We start from the raw sequence: 19,928 nt of genomic DNA on the forward strand, positions 1-19,928 counted from the left end.
GGTGTGTCACGGGGATGCCGTCGGCTCCGGTGTGATCAGGCCGCGCCGGTAGGCGAGAGCCACCGCCTCCGTACGGCTCGCCGCGCCGAGCTTGCCGAGGATGTTGGAGACGTGCACGCTCGCCGTCTTGCCGCTGATGAACAGTTCCTCGCCGATCTGGCGGTTGCTGCGGCCCCGGGCGAGCAGCCGCAGCACGTCCTGCTCCCGGGCCGTGAGCGGCGGGACGTGGCCCTCGGAGGTGCCCTCGGCGGCGACCTGAGTGAGACGGCCGCGGCGGATCAGCGCGTCCACCCGCTCCAGCAGCTCGGCGGCGCCGAGCCGCACGGCCGTCTCCCGCGCCGCACCCGCCTCGGCGGCCGCCTCCTCGCGCCGCTCGGCCGTCAACAGGGCCTCGGCGAGCCGCAGTCGGCAGCGCGCCCGTTCGTACACGTCGCCGTAGTCGAACGCGGCGGCCGCCTTCTCCCAGGCCGCCACGTCCGGCCCCGACACGGCGCGTATCCGCTCGGCCTCCGCGCGGGCCAGCCAGGCGAGCCCCTCCGGCCCCTGTCGCGCGCCGCTCCCGCCCCGGCGGGCCGCCGACCGGGCCAACTCGGCCAACTCGGCCGCGGTGTCCGCCCAGTGGCGCGCCGCCGCCGCGTCGCCGGTCAGGCGCGCGGCGCAGGCCGCGTCGGAGACGGCCGCCAGCGCGAGCGCGGCCAGCCGGACCGTGACGTCGGGGCGACTGCCCGCGTCGTCCGTGAGGGCGTCGACGGCGGACCGCATCCGCGTCACCGCCCCCCGCGGATCCCCGCGCAGCGCGGCCGCGTCGGTCAGGACGATGCCCGAGACGAGCACGGCCATCCAGTCGAACGGGCCCTTCAGCAGGGCCTCGGCCCGCTCCACGGCACCCAGGTCGCCGCGGGCCAGCGACACGAACAGCGCGGGCCCGACGGTGTATCCACCCGCCGCGGGCAGCACCTCGGCGTCGTCCGCCGCCGCACGCAGGCACTCGTCCCAGCGGCCCAGCGTGTACAGCACCAGCAGCCGCAGGTAGCGCATCTCCAGGGGATACGGCGACGACAGCAGCCCCGCGCGGCGGGCGCGGTCCAGCCCCTCCGTCACCCAGGGCACGCACTCCTCCAGCGCCCCGGTCTCGAAGGAGCCGACGGCGAGGTGGACCAGGGCCCGCATCTCCACCGGCGCGTTGCCCGACCGCAGGGCCAGCTCCCGGGCCTGCCGGAGCCGCTCGCGGCCCCGCACGCTCCGCCGGCCGTCGCCCTCCAGGAGGGCGAGCGACACCAGCAGGTCGGCCCGCGCGTCCGTCAGGCCCAGCTCCTCGGCGACGCCCAGCGCCTGGCGGGCGACGCGCAGCGCGGTGTCGTTCTCCCCGACGTGCCGTGCCGCCATGACGTGGGTGGCCGCGGCCCACACCCAGGTGGGCGACGGCGGCTCGGCGGGGATCATCCCCAGCGCCTCGCTGCTGTGGGCGAAGGCCGCCGGCAGGCTGTCGACGCTCATCAGGTTCCCGGCGAGCGTGTAGCGCACCCGGGCGGCGAGTTCGGCATCGGCGTCCTGGCCGACCCCGGCCAGCGCGGAGCGGGCGAGGGCGACCGCGCGGTGCGTGTCCCCGGCGTGCGCGGCCGCCGCCGAGGCGCGCAGGGTGAGCGTGACCTGGTCGACGCCGTCGCCCGAGGGCCGCGCCGCCGGCTCCACCGCCGCCCACAGGTCGAGGACCGCCTCCAGATGGCGCAGCTCCTCGGCCGGCGCACCCACCCGCTGGGCGTGGTCGGCGGCCTCCAGCGAGGCGGCGAGCGCCTCGGCGAGCTCATGGCTCTCGCGGTGGTGGTGGGCGCGCTCGGCCGCGTTCTCCGGCCGGCCGTTCCCTGCGAGCAGCCGCGCGAACGCGCCGTGCAGCCGGGCCCGTTCACCCGGGAGCAGATCCGCGTACACGGCCTCACGGGCGAGCGCGTGCCGGAACGTGTACGTGTCACCCTCGCCGGCGACCAGCAGCTGGCGTCCCACGGCCTCGCGCAGCGCCGACTCCAGCTCGTCCTCGGACAGGCGCACCGCGTCCCGCAGCAACGCGTGCTCCACCCGGCGTCCGGCGACGGCGGCCGTGCGCAGCACCTGCTGGGCCGTGTCGGACAGCTGCTCGACACGGATGAGGAGGACGTCGGCCAGCCCGCTGGGCACGCCCCCGGCCTGCGTGTCCGTCGCGGCGAGCAACTCCTCGGCGTAGAAGGCGTTGCCCTCGGCCCGCTCCACGATCCCGCGCACCGTGGCGTCGGGCAGCGGACGGTCCTCCAGGGAACGCACCAGCCGGGCCACCTCCCCGTCCGCCATGGGCCGCAGCTCCAGCCGCTCCACACCCGGCAGCCGCACCAGTTCCGCCAGCAGCGGGCGCAGCGGGTGACGGCGGTGCAGGTCGTCCGCGCGGTACGACGCGAGGACCGCGAGCCGGTGGCCGGGCGCACCGCCCGCGGGGCGCCCGAGGACGCCACGGCTGAGCAGGAACCGCAGCAGGTCCCGCGAGGACTGGTCGGCCCAGTGCAGGTCCTCCACGACGAGCAGCAGCGGGGCGATCCGCGCCAGGTCGGCCAGCAGCCCGGCCACGCCCTCGAACAGCCGCAGTCGCCCTCCTCCCGTGCTGGAGCGGGTGGGGGGACCCCCGTCGTCCCGCACGGTGTCGCTCCCGGTACCCAGCAGCCGGTCGACCACGGGATGCGCGGCGAGGACGTCGGCGAACCGCTCGTCGCCCGCGAGCGCCCCGAGGATCTCGGTGAACGGCAGATACGGCAGACCGACGTCACCGAGGTCGACGCAGTGACCGGTGAGCACGGTCGTCCCGGCCTCGGCGGCCCGCGCGGCGGCCTCGACCAGCACCCGCGTCTTGCCGACACCGGCGTCCCCGGCGAGCAGCACCGCACGGGCCTCCCCGCCCCGGGCGCGTTCCAGGACACCGGCGAGTCGGGCGAGTTCCTCGTCCCGGCCGATCAACGGCGGGGTGAAAACGGTCTGCGGCACGGCTCCATCCTGGCACGGGTGACTGACAACACCCCTGCGACCAGGGGAAAAGCGCGCCTGAGGAAGACCTCAGCGCCTCAACTGCCGGGCCCAGTCGGCCGGGACGCGCCCCGCCGGCCCCGGCACGGGCTGGTCCGCGGGGTGGCTGACCGGGGGTGCCAGGTCCGGACCGGACTCGTAGAGCTCGTCCGTGGCGTAGTCCCAGAACCACTCCTCGCCCGGCTCGAAGCTCCGCACCAGCGGGTGTCCCGTGGCCTTGTAGTGGCCGGTGGCGTGCTGGGCGGGGGAGGAGTCGCAGCAGCCGACGTGGCCGCAGGTCGCGCAGCGCCGCAGATGGAACCACCAGCCCCCGCCCTCGTCGCACTCCAGACAGCCCGCGCCGCTCGGCGGGACGGTGGGGTCGATGCCGTTGTCGCTGTTCTCGCTGGTCATTCCGGCTCCTCGGCCGTCTCGGGGTCCGCCGCGGTGAGCGGCAGCAGAACCTGGAAGCGGGTGTCGCCCGGCGCGGACTCGACCTGGAGGGAGCCGTGGTGCTTGTTGACCACGATCCGCCACGAGATGTCCAGACCGAGACCCGTGCCCTCGCCCACCGGCTTGGTGGTGAAGAAGGGGTCGAAGATACGGCTGCGGATGTCGGGCGGGATCCCCGGCCCGGTGTCACGGAACTCCACCAGCAGCCGCTCGTGGTCGCGGGCCGTGCGCACCGTCAACGTGCCTTCGCCGCCCGCGCTGTCGATGGCGAAGACCGCGTTGTCGATCAGGTTCGTCCACACCTGGTTGAGCTCCGCCGGGTACGCGGGGATCTTCGGGAGCGTACGGTCGTACTCCTTGACGACCTTGATGCGCTGCCCGATCTTGCCCGACAGCATCAGCAGCGTGCTGTCGAGGAGTTCGTGCACGTCGGCGACCTGGTACGGGGCGCGGTCGAGCTGCGAGTACTGCTTGGCGGCGTCGACGAGATGGGAGATGCGGGTGGTGGAGTCCGCGATCTCGTCCATCAACAACTCGGTTTCCACGGTGTAGTTGAGCCATCCGACCGCCCCGGGCAGGATCTCCTCGTCGACGGCGGCGGCGACCTGCTCCAGCCAGTCGACGTCGAGACCGGCCTGCACGAAGGTGGGCGCGATCCGCCAGCCCTCCTGGATGGCGTGGTCGTCCAGCCAGTCGGTGAGCTCGTCCTCCCGGTCGGACGCCTCCAGTGGGCTCAACGCCGGGGCCTTGGCGACCCGTTCGGCGGTGCGCTCCTGGATCTCGATGAGGCCGGCCAGGACCTCGGGGGAGTAGGAGCCCTGTGCGATCACGGCCAGCTTGTGCCGCATCTTCGCCACGCGCTCCCGCAGGGACGCCGTCGCCCGCACGGCCGCCGCAGCGGGGTTGTTGAGCTCGTGCGTGAGCCCCGCGGACAGCGACCCGAGCGCCAGCAGCCGCTCGCGCTGCCCGACGGCCCGCTGAGTGTTCCTGGAGCCGAAGAACAGCCCCTCCAGCAGGTGGACCGCCATCGGGAACCACTCCTGCATGAACGCCGAGAACGTCTCGGCGGGCAGCACGAAGAACCGCGTCGGCTCCGTCACGCGCAGGGAGCTGCCGTACACCTGCGGCACCCGGTCCCCGAGATAGGCCTGCATGGAGCCCGCGTACACCCCGGGCTGGGAGGTCCGGTTGACCTCCACGTCGTCGCCGCCGACCCGCCGGGAGATGACGACCGTGCCCTCGATCATCACGTAGAAGCAGGTGGCGGGCTCACCCTCGGAGTACACCGGGCCGGGCTCGAACTTCTCCACCCGCCCCGCGGCGCACAGCCTGCCGAGCTGCTCGGGCGTCAGATCCTCGAACAGGAACAGCGAACCGATCTCGGCCGGGCTGCACGGCATCGCCCGCCCGCTCACGACTGCTCCAGATACCGGTGGACGAGCATCACGGCCATGGCTCCCTCTCCGACGGCGGACGCGACGCGCTTGGCGGACTCGGCGCGCGCGTCGCCCGCCACGAACACGCCCGGCACATTGGTCTCCAGGTGGTACGGCGGCCGGTCCAGCTCCCAGCCCGCCGGCGGCCGCCCGTCCGGGGTCAGGTCGGGCCCGGCGAGGATGAACCCGCGCTCGTCGCGCAGCACCGTCCCGTCCAGCCAGTCCGTCAGCGGGGCCGCCCCGATGAACACGAACATCCACTGCGCGTCGACGAGTTCGCTCTCGCCGCTCTCCACGTCCCGCAGCGTCAGCTGCTCCAGATGGTCCGAGCCGTGCGCGGCCTCGACGACCGTGCCGCAGCGCACCGAGATGTTCGGCGCCTCGGCGATCTGCTGGATCAGGTAGTGCGACATCGACGCCGACAGCGAGGGACCGCGCACCAGCAGTGTCACCGACTTGGCGCCCCGGGCCAGGTACATCGCCGCCTGCCCGGCCGAGTTGGCGCCGCCGACGATGTACACGTCGTGCCCCTGGCAGGAGGCCGCCTCGGTCAGCGCCGAGCCGTAGAACACCCCGCAGCCGGTGAGGTCGTCCGCCCCCGGCGCGCCCAGCTCGCGGTACGACACGCCGGTCGCGAGGATCACGCTGTGCGCGGCGATCGCCGAGCCGTCGGAGAACCGCACGACCCGCGCGGACCCCCCGACCTCCAGTCCCGTCACCTCGCGCGCGGTGAGGATCTCGGCACCGAACTTCGTCGCCTGCCGCCGGGCCCGGTCGGTGAGCTGCGCGCCGGACACCCCGTCGGGGAAGCCCAGGTAGTTCTCGATGCGGGAGCTCTGCCCGGCCTGCCCGCCGGTCGCCGACCGCTCGACCAGCACCGTCCGCAGCCCCTCCGAGGCGCCGTACACGGCCGCGCCGAGCCCCGCCGGGCCACCGCCGATCACGACCAGGTCGTAGAAGTCGGCCGTCGGCGTGGTGGCGAGACCCACGTGCGCGGCCAGGTCGGGTGCCTCCGGCTCGACCAGCGGTGTCCCGTCCGGGGTGACCACCAGCGGCAGCCGCTCTCCGTCCTGCCCGGCCGCCGCCAGCAGCCGCCGGCCCTCGGGCTCGTCGGAGGAGTACCAGCGGTACGGCACCTGGTTGCGCGCCAGGAACTCCCGTACGTCGGAGGAGCGCGCCGAGAAGCGGTGTCCGACCACCTTGGTGCTGGGCACGGGCCGGTGGTCTCCGGTCCGCCAGGCCTCCAGCAGGTCGTCCACGACCGGGTAGAGCTTCTCCTCGGGCGGGTCCCACGGCTTGAGCAGGTAGTGGTCCAGGTCGACGACGTTGATCGCGTCGATCGCCGCGTTGGTGTCCGCGTACGCGGTCAGCAGCACGCGCCGTGCCCCCGGATACACGTCCAGGGCCTGTTCGAGGAACTCGATGCCGTTCATCTGCGGCATCCGGTAGTCGGCCAGGATCACGGCCACCAGGTCCCCGCGCAGCTTCAGCTCGCGCAGCGCCTCCAGCGCCGACTCGCCGGACTCGGCGCGCACGATCCGGTACGACGCGCCGTAGCGGCGCCGCAGGTCGCGGGCGACGGCGCGGGAGACCCCCGGGTCGTCGTCCACGGTCAGGATGACGGTCCGCGCTGCTTCGGCGGCCTCTGGCATGCCTCTCCCACTCCGAGCTCGGGTTCAGGGACCGGTTCCCCCATGTCACCGGCCCGGCTCACGCCATCGTATGTTCGATCGACCCGCTTCGCTCAGGTATGCGGGACGCGGCCGCTCAGCACGCAGAACTCGTTTCCCTCCGGGTCGGTGAGCGTCACCCACGACTGCTCGCCCTGCCCGACGTCCGCGTACCGCGCTCCGAGCGACAGCAGCCGGTGCACCTCGGTGCGCTGGTCCTCGGGGCGGAAGTCGAGGTGCAGCCGGTTCTTGACGGTCTTGCCCTCCGGCACCGGGACGAAGAGGAGGCCCGGCACCCGCTCCGGCGCGGGCCTGATCTCGTACTCGTCGGGAGCGTCGGTCACCACCACCCAGCCCAGCGCGTCGGCCCACCAGCGGCCCAGCGCCACCGGGTCGGTCGCGTCGACGATCACCTGTTCCCATTCCAAGGTCATGACGGTCAGCGTAGTGAAGACTGGGGCCGAGGCATCCGGATCACGAGACGAGGAGACACCCCCATGACGCGCCCGATCACGGCCGGGGTCGACGGGACCGAGGAGAGCCTGGCCGCGCTGGCCTGGGCGGCGCGGGAGGCGGTCCGCCGCGGCCTGCCGCTGCGGGTGGTGCACGCCTGGCGGCTCCAGCCGGACGTGGCGGACCGGGCGACACAGGAGCAGTGGGTGCGGGACGGGGTCGAGGACGCCGTACGGACGGTCGCCGAGCGGCACCACGGCCTGGAGATCACCACGGAGCTGCCGGAGGGAGCTCCCGTCGAGACCCTCACCGCCGCGGCGGCCGACGCCGAACTGCTGGTCCTCGGCTCGCGCGGCCACGGACCGGTCGTCGGCTTCCTGCTCGGCTCCGTCGGCCAGCAGGTGATCGCGGAGGCAGCGCGGCCCGTCGTCCTGGTGCGCGCCGGTGACGAGGCGGCCGGCGAGGCGGCCGGCCGCGACATCGTCGTCGGCCAGCAGGGCGAGCCCGACGACAGCGCCGCGGCCCTGCGGTTCGCCTTCGAGACGGCTGCCGCGCGCGGAGCGACCGTCCGCGCCGTCCGCGCCTGGACGCTGCCGCCGGTGTTCGCCTACAGCCCGGGCTCGTTGAAGCTCCTCGACGAGGCCGGTGGCCTGGAGCCGTACGAGAAGAAGGCGCTGGCCGCGGCCCTCCAGCCGTGGCGGGACCGCTTCCCCGACGTGCCGGTCGTCGAGCACGTGGAGATGGGCAGCGCGGGCCAGGTCCTGCTGTCGATGGCCGGACGGGCCCAGCTGATGGTCGTCGGCCGCCGCGCCCACCGCACCGCCGTGGGCGCCAGGATCGGCTCCGTGGCGCACGGCGTGCTGCACCACGCGGACTGCCCCGTCGCCGTGGTCCCGCACGACTGAGTCACGGGGACGTGTCCGGAGTCGTCGGCACCAGGGTTTCGCGCGCCTTCGGCAGGATGTTCTCGATGTAGTCCGCGACCGCGACCTCGAGCCCGATGTCGTGCTGGGCGTGCTCCGACAGGAACCAGCGGTGCTCCAGAAGCTCGTGGTAGATCTCCGCCGGGTCCATGGAGCCCCGCAGCTCGATCGGCACCGCCCGCACGGTCGGCCGGAACACGTCCCGCACCCAGCGGTGGGCGAGCACCTCCGGGCGGGCGGCGAGGGGATCGCCGGGCGCGTAGTCCTCCTGGGTGGCCATCCAGCTCTCCAGGTCGTTCAGCAGCCGCCGCGCCTGGTTCTCCTCGGTGTCCAGACCGGTCAGGCGCAACAGCTGCCGCTGGTGGTGACCCGCGTCGACGACCTTGGGCACGAAGGTGACCGTGTCGCCGTTGGAGGAGTGCTCGATCTGCATCTCCGCCACGTCGAACCCGAGCTCGTTCAGCCGCCGGATCCGGCGCTCGATGTAGTGGTACTTGCCCGCCGGATAGACCGAGGTGCGGGTCAGCTCCTCCCACAGGCTCCCGTAACGGCCGCAGATCTCCGTGCCGAAGTCGATGGGGTCCACCGAGGGGTGCAGCGCCCCGGACGCCTCCAGGTCGAGCAGCTCGCCGCTGATGTTGACGCGCGCGAGGTCGAGGTCGTACTCGCGCTGCCCGGTGCTCAGCTGCGTATGAAGGTCACCGGTCTCCGCGTCCACGAGGTACGCGGCGTAGGCGCCTGCGTCCCGCCGGAAGAGCGTGTTGGACAGCGAGCAGTCGCCCCAGGCGAATCCGGCGAGGTGCAGCCGGACCAGCAGCACGGCCAGCGCGTCCATCAGACGGTGCATGGTCGCCGGGCGCATCGTCGTCTCGAACATCGACCGGTACGGCATCGACCCGCCGAGGTGCCGGGTGATCAGCACCGGCTCCAGCGGCTCGCCCGCCTCGTCGAGGCGACCGGTGACCACGGCCAGCGGGTCCACCGAGGGGATGCCGATCCGGTCGAGGTCGCGCAGCAGCTCGTACTCGCGCAGCGCGGGCCGCTCGGCGAGCTCCTTGACGGCGATCACCTCGTCGCCGGCGCGCGCGTAGCGCACGACGTGGCGGGAGATGCCGCGCGGCAGCGGCACGAGGTATTCCTCGGGCCACTCCTCCAGCGGCAGGTGCCACGGCAGGGTGAGCAGGAGCGTGGGGTGCTCCGGATTCGTGGCGCTGATCTGCAATGCCATGGCCCGACCTTAAACCGCGAGCTCGCGTGCGCGCTGTGCCGCGCGTCCCACCGGTCCCCGGTGCACCGGCCCGTGCCCCGGCAGCAGAAGGTCGCCCGCCAGCCCTTCGAGTACGTCCAGGGAGGCGACGGCACGCTCGCGCTCGTGGTGGAACATGTCGGGCAGCAGCTGCGGACCCTGCTCGCGCGAGGTGGGGTGGCCGCTCACCAGGGCGTCGCCGGAGATCAGCACCCCCGCGTCGGGCAGGTGGAAGGCGCAGTGCCCGAGGGTGTGGCCGGGGGTGTGCACGGGCACGGGCCGGCCGGGCAGGTCGAGCGCTCCGGACACGGGGAACGGCTCGGGGGCGGTCACCGGCACCTTCGCGGTGCCGCCGGACCGGATCGCGTGCACCGCCCACGGCAGCACACCGGGCCGCCAGCCGTTCCTCAGGACCTCGCCGACAGTGACCTGGTGCAGGAAGTCGCGGCGCGCGTGCGGAACTTCGGCCTCGTGGAGGTATACGGGCGTGCCATGCGTGGCGCGCAGGTACTCGGCCGAGCCCAGGTGGTCGTTGTGCGCGTGGGTGATCAGCACCGCCGTGACCGCCTCGGGTGAACTGCCCACCTGGGCCAGGGAGTCGAGCACCAACTCGCGGTCGCCGGGGTAGCCCGTGTCGACCAGCGTGGCCGAGTCCCCCTCGGTGAGGATCACCCAGTTGGTGTTGCTGCCGTGCACCAGATAGGTGCCGTCGGCGACTTGCTGCACATCTGCCCGCATGATCGTCCCGCGTGGTGAGGTCCGTGCCCGACGGGACACAGCAAAGCAGATCAGGGAACCGGCCTGGTCGGCGGGTCGGGGCGGATATCGGCGTCGGGACGCGTTCCGGGGTCGGGACGCATACCGAACAGGAGCCGCGTCACCCGGGTCCGGCGCACCACGTACTCGTACACGACGAGGATCACCGCCAGCGAAGCGGCCACGATCACCGCGTACTTGACGGCGATCGGCGCGGACCAGCCGACCACGCCGTAGGCGAAGGCGACGACGACGGGCTGGTGGAGCACGTACAACGGCAGCGCGGCGACGACGAGGTAGCCCATGACCGGGCCCGCTTGTCGCCGCTTCGTCGACCGCTGCTCGCGGGGCCGGTCCAGACGGCCCAGGATCGCCACCACCAGGCACCAGCCCGCCGCGCTGAACAGCGCCCGGCTGACCATCGCGACCGGCGTCCAGGCGGTGAACGGATCGTCCTCGGTGAGGAAGCCGGGCGCCGTCGCCAGGAACAGCAGCAGCCCGGTGACCCCGGCCGGGACGGCCAGGCGGCGCATCGCGGAGCGGACGCGGTCGTCGTCGGCGAGGGCGAAGCCGTACAGGAAGAAGAGCAGGTAGGCCCAGCGGTGCCAGCCCGCGAAGTTCTCCTCCAGGCCCAGCAGCGTGTTGATGAGGGCCAGCGGCAGCGCGGGCAGGAACAGCAGGAACGGGCGGCGGCACACGGCGTCGGCCATGCGCGCGCCACCCGCCGCCAGGCGCGCCGCGACCGGGGCCAGCAGCAGACAGAAGGCGAGCAGCAGCACGACGAACCACAGATGGCCGGTCTCGAAGTGCTCCCCTTCGAGGACGAAGGGGAAGTCGGCGGGGTCCGGGCGCACGCTGAGGAAGCGGGACCAGAACTCCCCGTACGACTCGTGGTGGCCGGGGTCGGCGGCCCGCAGCCGCAGCCACTGGGGGAGAGGGCACAGGACGACCGTCGCGAAGACCAGCGGGACGCCCAGGCGCAGCAGGCGCTCCCGGACGAAGCCACCCGGGCCGCGGCGGCGGATCGAGTGCCGGGCGCCGAGCCCCGCGACGAGGAACAACAGGGGCATGGCCCACACCACGCCGAGCCCGGCCATGACGGTCACCGCGTCGGTCGTCTCGGCGTTCTTGACGTAGAAGTCGTCGTCGGGGGAGAAGACCAGCCCGGCGTGGAAGAAGACGAGACCGAGCACGACCAGCGCACGCAGCACGTCCAGCTCCCCGCGCCGGGGAGCGGTGGTGGGTCGTTCGGACTCCGTCCTCATACGGCCTCCCCGTCCTGGGGCCAGTGTCGGGGAACGCGCGCACGGACGACAGAGTTCCGGGGCCCGGGCGCCCCCTACTGCACATCGCGGTCAAGGTGCCCGAGGGCCAGGCGATGCGTGAGCCGTACGGGCGCGGAGAGTTCCGCTGTGTCGATATGCCTGATCTTGTCCGAGGGGGCTGCTACGTTTGGCCGAAACAGGTGCCGTGGGGACGGCTGAAGCCTGGGGGGAAGGCGTGCCGAAGGCCGAGCTCACGCAGCATGTTTCCGCCGTCCGCGGGCTTGCCGAACGCTGGTTGGTGGAAGTTTCCGATGACCCCGCGGTCGATGCCGTGGACGGGGATTTCGTGTGTTCGCCTGCGGGGTTGTGGCTTGCCCTGGCGGCTGCCGCGGCGGGCGCTCGGGCGGGGACGGCCGAGGAGCTGCGTTCGTTGGTGGGGGCCGCGGGGCAGGAGGCCGCAGCGGCGGCCTGTGCCGCGACGGGTGCTCTGGCGGAGACGGACGGCCTGACGGTGGCGACGGGGGCCTGGGCGCGCACTCCCCTGTACCGGGAATACCGCGAGTCACTGCCGGAGATCCGCTTCGGGCACCTGGATCCGGGCGCCCCGGACACCGTGTCCGCGATCAACGGCTGGGTGCGCGACGCGACGCGCGGGTTGATCGGCGCGCTGCCGCTCCGGCCGGACCGGGAGGTGCTGCTCGTCCTGGTCAACGCGCTTGCGCTCCGGGCCGATTGGCAATTCCCCTTCCGGCCGCAGGACACCGCGGACCGGCCTTTCACCGACGAGCGCGGGGTCGAGCACCTGGTGCCGACCATGTTCCAGGAGCTGCCCCGGCCGACCCACGCGTGGACGGCGCCCGGTCTGTCCGGGAGCCCGGTGGACGTGGTGGCGCTGCGTTGCATGGCGGGAGTCGGTCAGGAGCCCGTGCAGGTGAGCTTCGTCCTCGGCGAGCCCGGGCAGCCCGCCGCCGAGGTACTGCCCGCCGCGTGGGCCCCGCACGATCAGCGGCGCCCCGTGGAGGCGGACGCGGTCACCGTCGCGCTGCCACGACTTTGCCTGCGGACGGGACTCGACGTGACGCGGCACCTCCGGGCGCTCGGGGCCGCTCAGACGGTGTCGGGGCGCGCGGATTTCTCGGGGATGTCGCCCGAGCCTTTGATGATCGGCCAGTTCGTGCAGGAGTCGCTGCTGCGGGTCAATGAGCGGGGGCTGGAGGCGGCAGCGGTGACGGGCTACAGCCACGTGCGCAGTGTCCGCGTCCGCCCTCCCGTCATCCGGCACATCGCCTTCGACCGGCCGTTCGGCATCGTCGTCTTCGACGGCGGCGCGCTACCGCTCTTCACCGCATGGCAGTCGGCCGCGCCCATGGGCGCTGATCGGAGAGCCACATGATGCTGGTGCTGGAGGTGCTGGGCCTGCTCGGCATGCCGTTGATCACCTTTATGCGGTGGAGAGATGCCCGCTACTACGGCGGTCAGCCCTATGGCGTCGTCATGCACGTCATCGACGCCAACCGCCCGTCACCGCCGGCGGGAGCGGGATGCACGCTCCACAGCGGTCCGAGCGCATGAGCGAGAAGCCGTCCCTCGGTCGCGCAGCCGGAGATCACTTCGTGCCGACGCTCCGTAGGACCGCGAGGACCAGGGTGCGGGCCACGGTGACGATCTCACTGATCCGGACCTGTTCGCGGGGGCCGTGGGCCAGCCGTACGTCACCGGGGCCGAAGTGCAGGGTCGGTATGCCGGCAGCGGAGTACAACCGGAGGTCACTGCCGTAGGGGGCACCGCGTTCCGGCATCCGTGGTCCGCCGACGGCGTCGGCGTGCGCGTCGTGCACCACGTCGCGCAGTGTGCTGTCGGCCTTCAGCCGCCCGCTGGCGAACTGGCCGCCGGGCCAGGTCACCCGCGCCGGATGCTCGCTCAGCCAGGGATCGCGCTCGCAGGCCCGGGCCACGCACTCCTCCAGTTCCGCGCGCGCCTGTTCCGGGTCCTCGTCGAGCCGGACGCCGAGTCTGCCCTCGGCCACCAGCAGGTCGGGGACGCTGCTCGCCCAGTCGCCCGCGCTCACGCTGCCCACGGACAGGGGGTAGGGGACGGGGTACTCGGCCATGAGCGGGTCGGGCCGCAGGTTTCGGCGGGCCTCCAGAGCGGCCAGGGCCTGATGGATGGGCAGGTAGGCGTCGATCGCGCTGACTCCCGCGTACCGCGTACTGCCGTGGGTGGCCTTGCCGGGTACCTCGATCCGGAAGGTCAGAGCGCCCGCGTTCGCGGTCACCAGGGTGCCGCCGGTGGGCTCGGTGATGATGCAGGCGTCGCCGGTGTGGCCGCGGCGCAGTGTGCCGAAGGCGCCCAGGCCGCCGTCCTCCTCGCTCACCACGAAGTGCGCCGCGACCCGTCCGCGCAGCCGGGCGCCGGAGGCGCGGATCGCTGCCAGGGCGGCCAGGTTGGCGACCACTCCGGCCTTCATGTCGCAGGCGCCGCGCCCGTACACGGTGTCACCGGCGGTCCTGGGCGCGAACGGGTCGCCGTCCCACCGCGCCGGGTCGCCGGGCGGCACGACGTCGACGTGGCCCTGAAGGATCAGGGTGGGACCGTCGCCACCGTCCGGGGTCAGCCCGACCAGGCCCCAGGCCTCACTGCGCGGGGCCTCGGTGCCGGGGAACCCGGATGCGGCGCGTAGTTCGGGCAGGTCCATCGACCATAGATCGGTGTCCAGCCCGAGCCCCTGGAGATGCTTGGCCAGGATGTGCTGCAGGTCGGACTCGGCGTCGCTGCCGGTCACGCTGGGGACGGCGAGCAGATCGAGCAGCATCCGGCCGATGGCCGTTTCATCGACCGCGGCGAGGGCGGCGGCTTCCAGGGAACTCAGCGTTGCGGGCATGCGGGAGGGACCTTCGTCCAGGGGCGGTGGGCGGTGGGCTGATGCTAGAAGTCGGGAAGGCACGCAAACAATCGCCATGCGTTGTGATCAAGCAAGGGATTCTTGCGTAAATATGGGTCTGTCGACGATCCTTTGCGTGCCTGTCGGGACGGTGAAGGGCGGGGTGACGCATGGACGCCATCGACGAACGCATCCTGCTGTGCGTGATGCGCAACGCGCGCAGCACCTATGCCGAGATCGGTGAGGCCGCCGGTCTGTCCGCGTCGGCTGCCAAACGCCGTCTCGACCGGCTCGTTGCCACGGGAGCGATCCGGGGGTTCACCGCGCTCCTCGATCCGCAGGCGCTGGGCTGGCGCACTGAGGCGTTCGTCGAGGTCTACTGCAAGAGTGATGCGACACCGGAGCTGCTGAGGCGGGAGCTCGAGGAGATACCCGAGGTCGTCGAGGCGTGCACCGTGTCCGGTGCCGCGGACGCGATGGTGCACATGCTGGCCCGGGACATCCCCCACCTGGAACGGGCGGTCCAGCGGGTCCGCGAGGCCCGACACATCGACCGGACCGAGAGCGTCATCGTCCTCTCCCGGCTGATCAACCGCCCCAGGATGTGACGGGACTTCACCGTCCGGCACGAAGCGCAGCCGCTACGGCCGCGACGGCGGACGCCGGCATCCGCGAGTTCGTACTCGGCCCGGGTCGCCCTACTGCACGCCGTGCGGGCGGAACTGGACGCTGATGCGTGGGCCCGTGGCGCGTGTGCTCTTCGGTACGGCGTGTTCCCAGGTCCGCTGGCAGGAGCCGCCCATGACGATCAGGTCGCCGTGCCCCAGCGGGTGCCGTACGGCGGTGCCGCCGCCGGCCGGGCGGAGCAGCAGGTCGCGGGGCGTGCCCACGGAGAGGATGGCGACCATGGTGTCCTCGTGCGCGCCCCGCCCCGTCCGGTCTCCGTGCCAGGCGACACTGTCCCGGCCGTCGCGGTAGTAGCACAGCCCCGCCGTGGTGAAGGGCTCGCCGAGTTCCTCGGCGTAGTGCGCGGACAGCGCCCGGCGCGCGTCGGCCAGCACCGGGTGGGGGAGCGGGTCGTCCGGGCCGTAGAAGCAGAGCAGTCGGGGGACGTCGACGACGTGGTCGTACATATGGCGGCGCTCGGCGCGCCACGGCACCTCGGCCGCCAACTGTTCGAACAGAGTGTCCGATCCGGAGAGCCAGCCGGGCAGCTCGTCGAGCCAGGCGCCTCGGTCGAGCTCGGTCCGGCGGATCCCGTCGAGGGAGCCCAGCCGCAGCTCGTCGGCCTGGTCGAAGAGGGAGCCCTGGAGGTGCGCGGCCATGCGCTCCAATCTACCTCGTGAATCGAAAGTGTGTTCACTGGCCAGTCCTCGCCAGTCCTCGCCAGTCCTCTTTCGATGCATCGGTGTATCGGATACATTCCTGTATCGAACGGGAAGGTGAGGCATGGCCGCACAGCAGACCACCGGTGGTCGGGTGACCAAGCGCCGCGTCCGCACGCGCGCCAACCTCCTCGACGCCGCGTTCGCCGTGTTCGCCGCCAAGGGGTTCGGCCGGGTGTCGATCGAGGAGGTCTGCGAGGCCGCCGGTTACAGCCGGGGCGCCTTCTACTCCAACTTCGACAGCCTGGACGAGCTGTTCTTCGCGCTCTACCAGGAGCGCGCCGACCTCATCGCCCAGCAGGTCGCCGACGCGCTCGCCGGCGACGGGCCGGACCTCCATGTGCCCGCCTCCGTGGACCGGGTCACCGACGTGCTGCTCCTCGACATCGACTGGCTGCTGGTGAAGACGGACTTCCTGGTGCACGCCGCCCGGGACCCGGCCGTCGCGCAGTCCCTCCTCGAGCACCGGGCCAGGCTGCGCCGCGCGGTCGCCGACCGGCTCGCCCGCGCCCAGGGCCACACCGCGCTGCCCGCCGTCCTCGGCGACGTCGACGCCGCCGCCCACGCGGTCGTCGCCGCGTACGACGGGGTCACCACCCAACTGCTGCTCGACAGGGACGTGGACCACGCCCGCGCCTGGCTCAAGCAACTGCTCACCGCGCTGCTGACGGACGGCAGCGGCACCCCGGACTGACACCTCGGCCAACACCTCAGCCGGATATTCCGGAATCACATCTTCAGGAGAAAGGGCAACGGTCGCCATGGATGCGGACGTCATCGTCGTCGGAGCCGGCCTCGCGGGCCTGGTCGCGGCGCACGAACTCACCAGCAGGGGCAGGCGCGTCGCCCTGGTCGACCAGGAGAACGCCGCCAACCTCGGCGGCCAGGCGTTCTGGTCCTTCGGCGGGCTGTTCCTCGTCGACTCCCCGGAGCAGCGCCGCCTCGGCATCAAGGACTCCTTCGACCTCGCCTGGAACGACTGGCAGGGCAGCGCGCAGTTCGACCGGATCGAGGACGAGGACTCCTGGGCGGTGCGCTGGGCCCGCTCCTACGTCGAGTTCGCGGCCGGGGAGAAACGTTCCTGGCTGGAGGGGCACGGCATCAAGCTGCTGCCCACCGTCGGCTGGGCGGAGCGCGGCGACCTGCGCGCCGACGGACACGGCAACTCCGTACCGCGCTTCCACGTCGCCTGGGGCACCGGCACCGGCGTGGTGGAACCGTTCGCCGACTACGCCAAGCAGGCCTCCCGCGACGGGCTCCTCACCTTCCACCACCGCCACCGCGTCGACGCCCTCGTCATCGAGGACGGCGTGGCGCGCGGCGTGCGCGGCACCGTACTCGCCGACGACGACTCGCCGCGCGGTGTCGCCTCCAACCGGGACGCGGTCGGCGAGTTCGAGCTGACCGCGCAGGCCGTGATCGTCACCAGTGGCGGCATCGGCGCCAACCACGACATCGTCCGCCGCTACTGGCCGGAGCGGCTGGGCACCCCGCCCGCCGAGATGGTCACCGGCGTCCCCGCCTACGTCGACGGCCGGATGCTCGACATCAGCGCCGACGCCGGTGTCCGGCTGGTCAACCGCGACCGCATGTGGCACTACACCGAGGGCGTCCAGAACTGGGACTCCGTCTGGCCCGGCCACGGCATCCGCATCCTGCCCGGCCCCTCCTCGCTGTGGTTCGACGCCCTCGGACGCCGCCTGCCGGAGCCCTGCCTGCCGGGTTACGACACCCTGGGCACCCTCAAGCACCTGCGCACCACCGAGGACATCGCGGGCCACGACCACTCTTGGTTCATCCTCACCCGGAAGATCATCGAGAAGGAGTTCGCGCTCTCCGGGTCCGAGCAGAACCCCGACATCACCGCCAAGGACCGTAGGGCCGTCCTGCGTGACCGCCTCCTCGGCAAGGGCGCGCCCGCCCCGGTGCAGGCGTTCCTGCGCAACGGCGCGGACTTCGTGATCGCCGACACCCTCGAACAACTCGTCGAGAAGATGAACGGGCTGACCGACAAGCCGCTGCTCGACGCGGCCGAGGTGCGCCGCCAGATCGAGGCCCGTGACCTCCAGATCGCCAACCCCTACGCCAAGGACGCCCAGGTCCAGGGCATCCGCAACGCCCGCCGCTACGTCGGCGACCGCCTCGGCCGCGTCGCCACCCCGCACCGCCTCCTCGACCCCGAGGCGGGCCCGCTGATCGGCGTCAAGCTGCACATCCTCACCCGCAAGACCCTCGGCGGCATCCAGACCGACCTCGACTCCCGCGCCCTCGGCACCGACGGCAAGCCCGTCGAGGGGCTGTACGCGGCGGGCGAGGTCGCCGGCTTCGGCGGCGGCGGCGTACACGGCTACAACGCCCTCGAGGGCACCTTCCTCGGCGGCTGCCTCTTCTCCGGCCGCGCGGCGGGACGGGCGGCGGCCGAGCAGACGGGCTGAGCCTCAGTGCCGGTGCGCCTTCCAGGGCGTCCTTGCGGAAGTCCTAAGCTTCCAGAAGGCGCACCAGCACCGCCACGTGACTCTCCTCCGGCTCCTTCGCGGAGGTCACCAGCGTCACCGTGCCCGTGCGGGCCAACTCGCGGACGTGCTCGAGGAGTTCCGCCGCCTCGGGCTCGCCGAGCTCCGCCTCGTACCGGCGGGCGAACTCCTCGTACGACCCCTCGCCCGCGTGGTACCAGCGGCGCAGCTCCGTGGAGGGGGTGAGGTCCTTGGGCCATTCGTCGACCCGGGCCGCGTCCTTGGAGACGCCCCGCGGCCACAGCCGGTCCACGAGGACACGCACACCGTCGTCGGGCTCGGGCGGTTCGTAGACGCGACGCACTCGCACGCTCACGGTCGGCCTCTCTCACGGGGTGGGTGGTGCCGGGAGCGTACTGCGGTACGGCGTGGGGACGGCGTCGCAGCACGGGCGACGCGCGTGGAACTTGACCTGAACGAGGGGCAATCGGTGGCAGCGCGCGCCTACTCTGAGGGCGGTTGATCACCCTCCACCCCCAAGGAGCGCACGTGACACTCCCTCGGCGGCAGCCCGCCAGACGCACCCAGGTCCTGCGCCGCGAGGCCGTCGTCGTGGCCGTTCCCGTCGCCCTCGCCGCGCTGCTCGCGGCCGCCGGACCCGCGGCGGCCGGGACGACCGGGACCGCAGGCGTCGGCGATCCCTACTTCCCGCTCGCCGGCAACGGCGGCTACCACGTCGGCCACTACGACCTGACCCTCCGTTACGACCCGCGCAGCCGCCGGCTCGACGGCACAGCGGTCCTCACCGCCCGCGCCACCCAGCGGCTCACCCGGTTCGACCTCGACTTCCAGGGGCTGAAGGTCACCGGACTCAGCGTCGACCACGCCAGGGCCGACCACCGCCGCGCCGGCCAGGAACTCGTCGTCACCCCGCACCGGGCCCTGCACAAGGGCCAGTGGTTCCGTGTCACCGTCACCTACACCGGTGAGCCCGGCCCGGTCACCGACCCCGACGGCTCCCTGGACGGCTGGATCCCCACCGACGACGGCGCGTTCGTCGCCGGGGAGCCGCAGGGCGCCATGACCTGGTTCCCCGGCAACAACCACCCCACGGACAAGGCGTCGTACGACTTCACGATCACCGTCCCCGAAGGGCACACGGCGGTCGCCAACGGCACCCTCCTCGGCCGGCGGACCGCCCACGGCAGGACCACCTTCCGCTGGCACCAGCCGGAGCCGATGGCCGCCTACCTCGCCACGGCGACCGTGGGGAAGTTCAAGGTGGAGCAGTACACGACTCGCGACGGCATCAGGGTCTACAACGCCGTCGACCCCCGCGAGGCCACCGCCGCGGCCCCGGCGCTCAAGAAGCTGCCCTCCGTCCTGGAGTGGGAGAGCAAACTGTTCGGCCCCTACCCGTACCGCGCCGCCGGTTCGATCGTCGACCGCGCCCCGAACGTCGGGTTCGCGCTGGAGACCCAGACCCGGCCCGTGTACGACTCCGCGCCGAGCCTGTCCACCCTCGTCCACGAGAGCGCCCACCAGTGGTTCGGCGACTCCGTCAGCCTCACCTCCTGGAAGGACATCTGGCTCAACGAGGGCTTCGCCACCTACACCGAGTGGCTCTACGCCGAACAGCACGGCGGCGACAGCGCGCAGAAGACGTTCGACGCCCTGTACGCCCGCCCGGCCGGCGACGCCCTGTGGGAGTTCCCGCCCGGCGACCCCGGCAGCGGCGCCAACATCTTCGGCACCCCGGTCTACGCCCGCGGCGCCATGACCCTGCACGCCCTGCGCACCGCCGTCGGCGACCGCGCCTTCCAGCGGATCCTGCGGGCCTGGGCGACCGGGCACCGCGACGGCCACGGTACGACCGCACAGTTCATCACCCTGTCGGAAGGTGTGTCCGGCAAGAACCTGGACAGGCTGTTCGAGAAATGGCTCTACACACCCGGCAAACCGAACAGACCCTAGAAGTTGATGCGT

At 72.6% G+C, this 19,928-nt stretch carries 18 protein-coding genes; 7 read left to right on the plus strand and 11 right to left on the minus strand.

The genetic code is table 11. From position 1 onward, the window contains the following. Positions 1-6: 6 nt before the first annotated feature. The 5 genes from ACGFNV_RS06690 to ACGFNV_RS06710 all read right to left on the minus strand — a co-directional run bounded on the left by ACGFNV_RS06690 (position 7) and on the right by ACGFNV_RS06710 (position 7,014). Entirely contained in the window at positions 7-3,003 is a 2,997-nt protein-coding gene (locus ACGFNV_RS06690; RefSeq protein ID WP_393619877.1) for an ATP-binding protein, read from the minus strand. A gap of 69 nt (positions 3,004-3,072) precedes the next feature. After that, the gene (locus ACGFNV_RS06695; RefSeq protein ID WP_393619879.1) at positions 3,073-3,435 is read right to left on the minus strand and encodes a UBP-type zinc finger domain-containing protein; all 363 of its coding nucleotides are present in this window, start codon (positions 3,433-3,435) and stop codon (positions 3,073-3,075) included. Further along, positions 3,432-4,889, minus strand: a complete 1,458-nt coding sequence (locus ACGFNV_RS06700; RefSeq protein WP_393619881.1) for an ATP-binding protein — start codon at positions 4,887-4,889, stop codon at positions 3,432-3,434. The genes ACGFNV_RS06695 and ACGFNV_RS06700 overlap by 4 nt, the downstream gene beginning before the upstream one ends. Then, entirely contained in the window at positions 4,886-6,562 is a 1,677-nt protein-coding gene (locus tag ACGFNV_RS06705) for an FAD-dependent oxidoreductase (protein ID WP_393619882.1), read from the minus strand. Before ACGFNV_RS06705 ends, ACGFNV_RS06700 begins: the two co-directional genes overlap by 4 nt. A gap of 92 nt (positions 6,563-6,654) precedes the next feature. Then, on the minus strand, positions 6,655-7,014 hold the full coding sequence (locus ACGFNV_RS06710; protein WP_393619884.1) for a VOC family protein: 360 nt from the start codon (positions 7,012-7,014) through the stop codon (positions 6,655-6,657). Between the two features lie 63 nt (positions 7,015-7,077). Between ACGFNV_RS06710 and ACGFNV_RS06715 the strand changes: the two genes are divergently transcribed. After that, positions 7,078-7,938: a universal stress protein gene (locus ACGFNV_RS06715; RefSeq protein WP_393619885.1), complete on the plus strand. Its 861-nt coding sequence runs from the start codon at positions 7,078-7,080 to the stop codon at positions 7,936-7,938. 1 nt (position 7,939) lies between these two features. Here the strand turns inward: ACGFNV_RS06715 and ACGFNV_RS06720 are convergent, their stop codons facing one another. The 3 genes from ACGFNV_RS06720 to ACGFNV_RS06730 are packed head-to-tail and all read right to left on the minus strand — an operon-like array spanning position 7,940 to position 11,223. Further along, the gene (locus tag ACGFNV_RS06720) at positions 7,940-9,184 is read right to left on the minus strand and encodes a DUF4032 domain-containing protein (RefSeq protein WP_393619887.1); all 1,245 of its coding nucleotides are present in this window, start codon (positions 9,182-9,184) and stop codon (positions 7,940-7,942) included. Positions 9,185-9,193: 9 nt separating this feature from the next. After that, positions 9,194-9,940: an MBL fold metallo-hydrolase gene (locus ACGFNV_RS06725; RefSeq protein WP_393619889.1), complete on the minus strand. Its 747-nt coding sequence runs from the start codon at positions 9,938-9,940 to the stop codon at positions 9,194-9,196. A 50-nt stretch (positions 9,941-9,990) separates the two neighbouring features. After that, complete coding sequence (locus ACGFNV_RS06730) at positions 9,991-11,223, minus strand: acyltransferase (RefSeq protein WP_393619891.1); 1,233 nt, start codon at positions 11,221-11,223, stop codon at positions 9,991-9,993. 235 nt (positions 11,224-11,458) lie between these two features. Here ACGFNV_RS06730 and ACGFNV_RS06735 point away from each other — a divergent pair, with 235 nt between their 5' ends. After that, positions 11,459-12,616 (plus strand): serpin family protein, encoded by a 1,158-nt coding sequence (locus ACGFNV_RS06735; RefSeq protein ID WP_393619893.1) that lies wholly within the window; start codon positions 11,459-11,461, stop codon positions 12,614-12,616. Next, positions 12,613-12,795, plus strand: coding sequence for a hypothetical protein (locus ACGFNV_RS06740; RefSeq protein WP_393619895.1), 183 nt, complete (start codon positions 12,613-12,615; stop codon positions 12,793-12,795). The genes ACGFNV_RS06735 and ACGFNV_RS06740 overlap by 4 nt, the downstream gene beginning before the upstream one ends. Before the next feature lie 34 nt (positions 12,796-12,829). Here the strand turns inward: ACGFNV_RS06740 and ACGFNV_RS06745 are convergent, their stop codons facing one another. Further along, a complete protein-coding gene (locus tag ACGFNV_RS06745; protein ID WP_393619897.1) occupies positions 12,830-14,104 on the minus strand; it encodes an ArgE/DapE family deacylase in 1,275 nt (424 codons plus the stop codon). Positions 14,105-14,274: 170 nt separating this feature from the next. Here ACGFNV_RS06745 and ACGFNV_RS06750 point away from each other — a divergent pair, with 170 nt between their 5' ends. Continuing rightward, positions 14,275-14,712 (plus strand): Lrp/AsnC family transcriptional regulator, encoded by a 438-nt coding sequence (locus ACGFNV_RS06750; protein ID WP_393619898.1) that lies wholly within the window; start codon positions 14,275-14,277, stop codon positions 14,710-14,712. A 90-nt stretch (positions 14,713-14,802) separates the two neighbouring features. Here ACGFNV_RS06750 and ACGFNV_RS06755 read toward each other — a convergent pair whose 3' ends face one another. Beyond that, positions 14,803-15,429 (minus strand): alpha-ketoglutarate-dependent dioxygenase AlkB, encoded by a 627-nt coding sequence (locus tag ACGFNV_RS06755; protein ID WP_393619900.1) that lies wholly within the window; start codon positions 15,427-15,429, stop codon positions 14,803-14,805. Between the two features lie 124 nt (positions 15,430-15,553). Between ACGFNV_RS06755 and ACGFNV_RS06760 the strand changes: the two genes are divergently transcribed. Both ACGFNV_RS06760 and ACGFNV_RS06765 read left to right on the plus strand, forming a co-directional pair. After that, positions 15,554-16,183, plus strand: coding sequence for a TetR/AcrR family transcriptional regulator (locus ACGFNV_RS06760; protein ID WP_393619902.1), 630 nt, complete (start codon positions 15,554-15,556; stop codon positions 16,181-16,183). 67 nt (positions 16,184-16,250) lie between these two features. Then, entirely contained in the window at positions 16,251-17,924 is a 1,674-nt protein-coding gene (locus ACGFNV_RS06765; RefSeq protein ID WP_393619903.1) for an FAD-binding dehydrogenase, read from the plus strand. A gap of 43 nt (positions 17,925-17,967) precedes the next feature. Here ACGFNV_RS06765 and ACGFNV_RS06770 read toward each other — a convergent pair whose 3' ends face one another. Further along, positions 17,968-18,318 carry a DUF488 domain-containing protein gene (locus tag ACGFNV_RS06770; RefSeq protein WP_393619904.1) on the minus strand — a complete coding sequence of 117 codons (351 nt, stop codon included), beginning with the start codon at positions 18,316-18,318 and terminating at the stop codon, positions 17,968-17,970. 173 nt (positions 18,319-18,491) lie between these two features. Between ACGFNV_RS06770 and ACGFNV_RS06775 the strand changes: the two genes are divergently transcribed. Continuing rightward, complete coding sequence (locus ACGFNV_RS06775; RefSeq protein WP_393619906.1) at positions 18,492-19,916, plus strand: M1 family metallopeptidase; 1,425 nt, start codon at positions 18,492-18,494, stop codon at positions 19,914-19,916. Positions 19,917-19,928 lie beyond the last annotated feature (12 nt).

Source organism: Streptomyces sp. NPDC048751, from assembly GCF_043198595.1.
In the GTDB taxonomy this organism is placed as follows: Bacteria; Actinomycetota; Actinomycetes; order Streptomycetales; family Streptomycetaceae; genus Streptomyces.

Coding starts and splice junctions, on each gene's coding strand:
- ACGFNV_RS06695 (WP_393619879.1), bottom strand. CDS start 3,435: ATGACCAGCGAGAACAGCGACAACGGCATCGACCCCACCGTCCCGCCG.
- ACGFNV_RS06705 (WP_393619882.1), bottom strand. CDS start 6,562: ATGCCAGAGGCCGCCGAAGCAGCGCGGACCGTCATCCTGACCGTGGAC.
- ACGFNV_RS06710 (WP_393619884.1), bottom strand. CDS start 7,014: ATGACCTTGGAATGGGAACAGGTGATCGTCGACGCGACCGACCCGGTG.
- ACGFNV_RS06715 (WP_393619885.1), top strand. CDS start 7,078: ATGACGCGCCCGATCACGGCCGGGGTCGACGGGACCGAGGAGAGCCTG.
- ACGFNV_RS06720 (WP_393619887.1), bottom strand. CDS start 9,184: ATGGCATTGCAGATCAGCGCCACGAATCCGGAGCACCCCACGCTCCTG.
- ACGFNV_RS06725 (WP_393619889.1), bottom strand. CDS start 9,940: ATGCGGGCAGATGTGCAGCAAGTCGCCGACGGCACCTATCTGGTGCAC.
- ACGFNV_RS06730 (WP_393619891.1), bottom strand. CDS start 11,223: ATGAGGACGGAGTCCGAACGACCCACCACCGCTCCCCGGCGCGGGGAG.
- ACGFNV_RS06740 (WP_393619895.1), top strand. CDS start 12,613: ATGATGCTGGTGCTGGAGGTGCTGGGCCTGCTCGGCATGCCGTTGATC.
- ACGFNV_RS06745 (WP_393619897.1), bottom strand. CDS start 14,104: ATGCCCGCAACGCTGAGTTCCCTGGAAGCCGCCGCCCTCGCCGCGGTC.
- ACGFNV_RS06750 (WP_393619898.1), top strand. CDS start 14,275: ATGGACGCCATCGACGAACGCATCCTGCTGTGCGTGATGCGCAACGCG.
- ACGFNV_RS06755 (WP_393619900.1), bottom strand. CDS start 15,429: ATGGCCGCGCACCTCCAGGGCTCCCTCTTCGACCAGGCCGACGAGCTG.
- ACGFNV_RS06760 (WP_393619902.1), top strand. CDS start 15,554: ATGGCCGCACAGCAGACCACCGGTGGTCGGGTGACCAAGCGCCGCGTC.
- ACGFNV_RS06765 (WP_393619903.1), top strand. CDS start 16,251: ATGGATGCGGACGTCATCGTCGTCGGAGCCGGCCTCGCGGGCCTGGTC.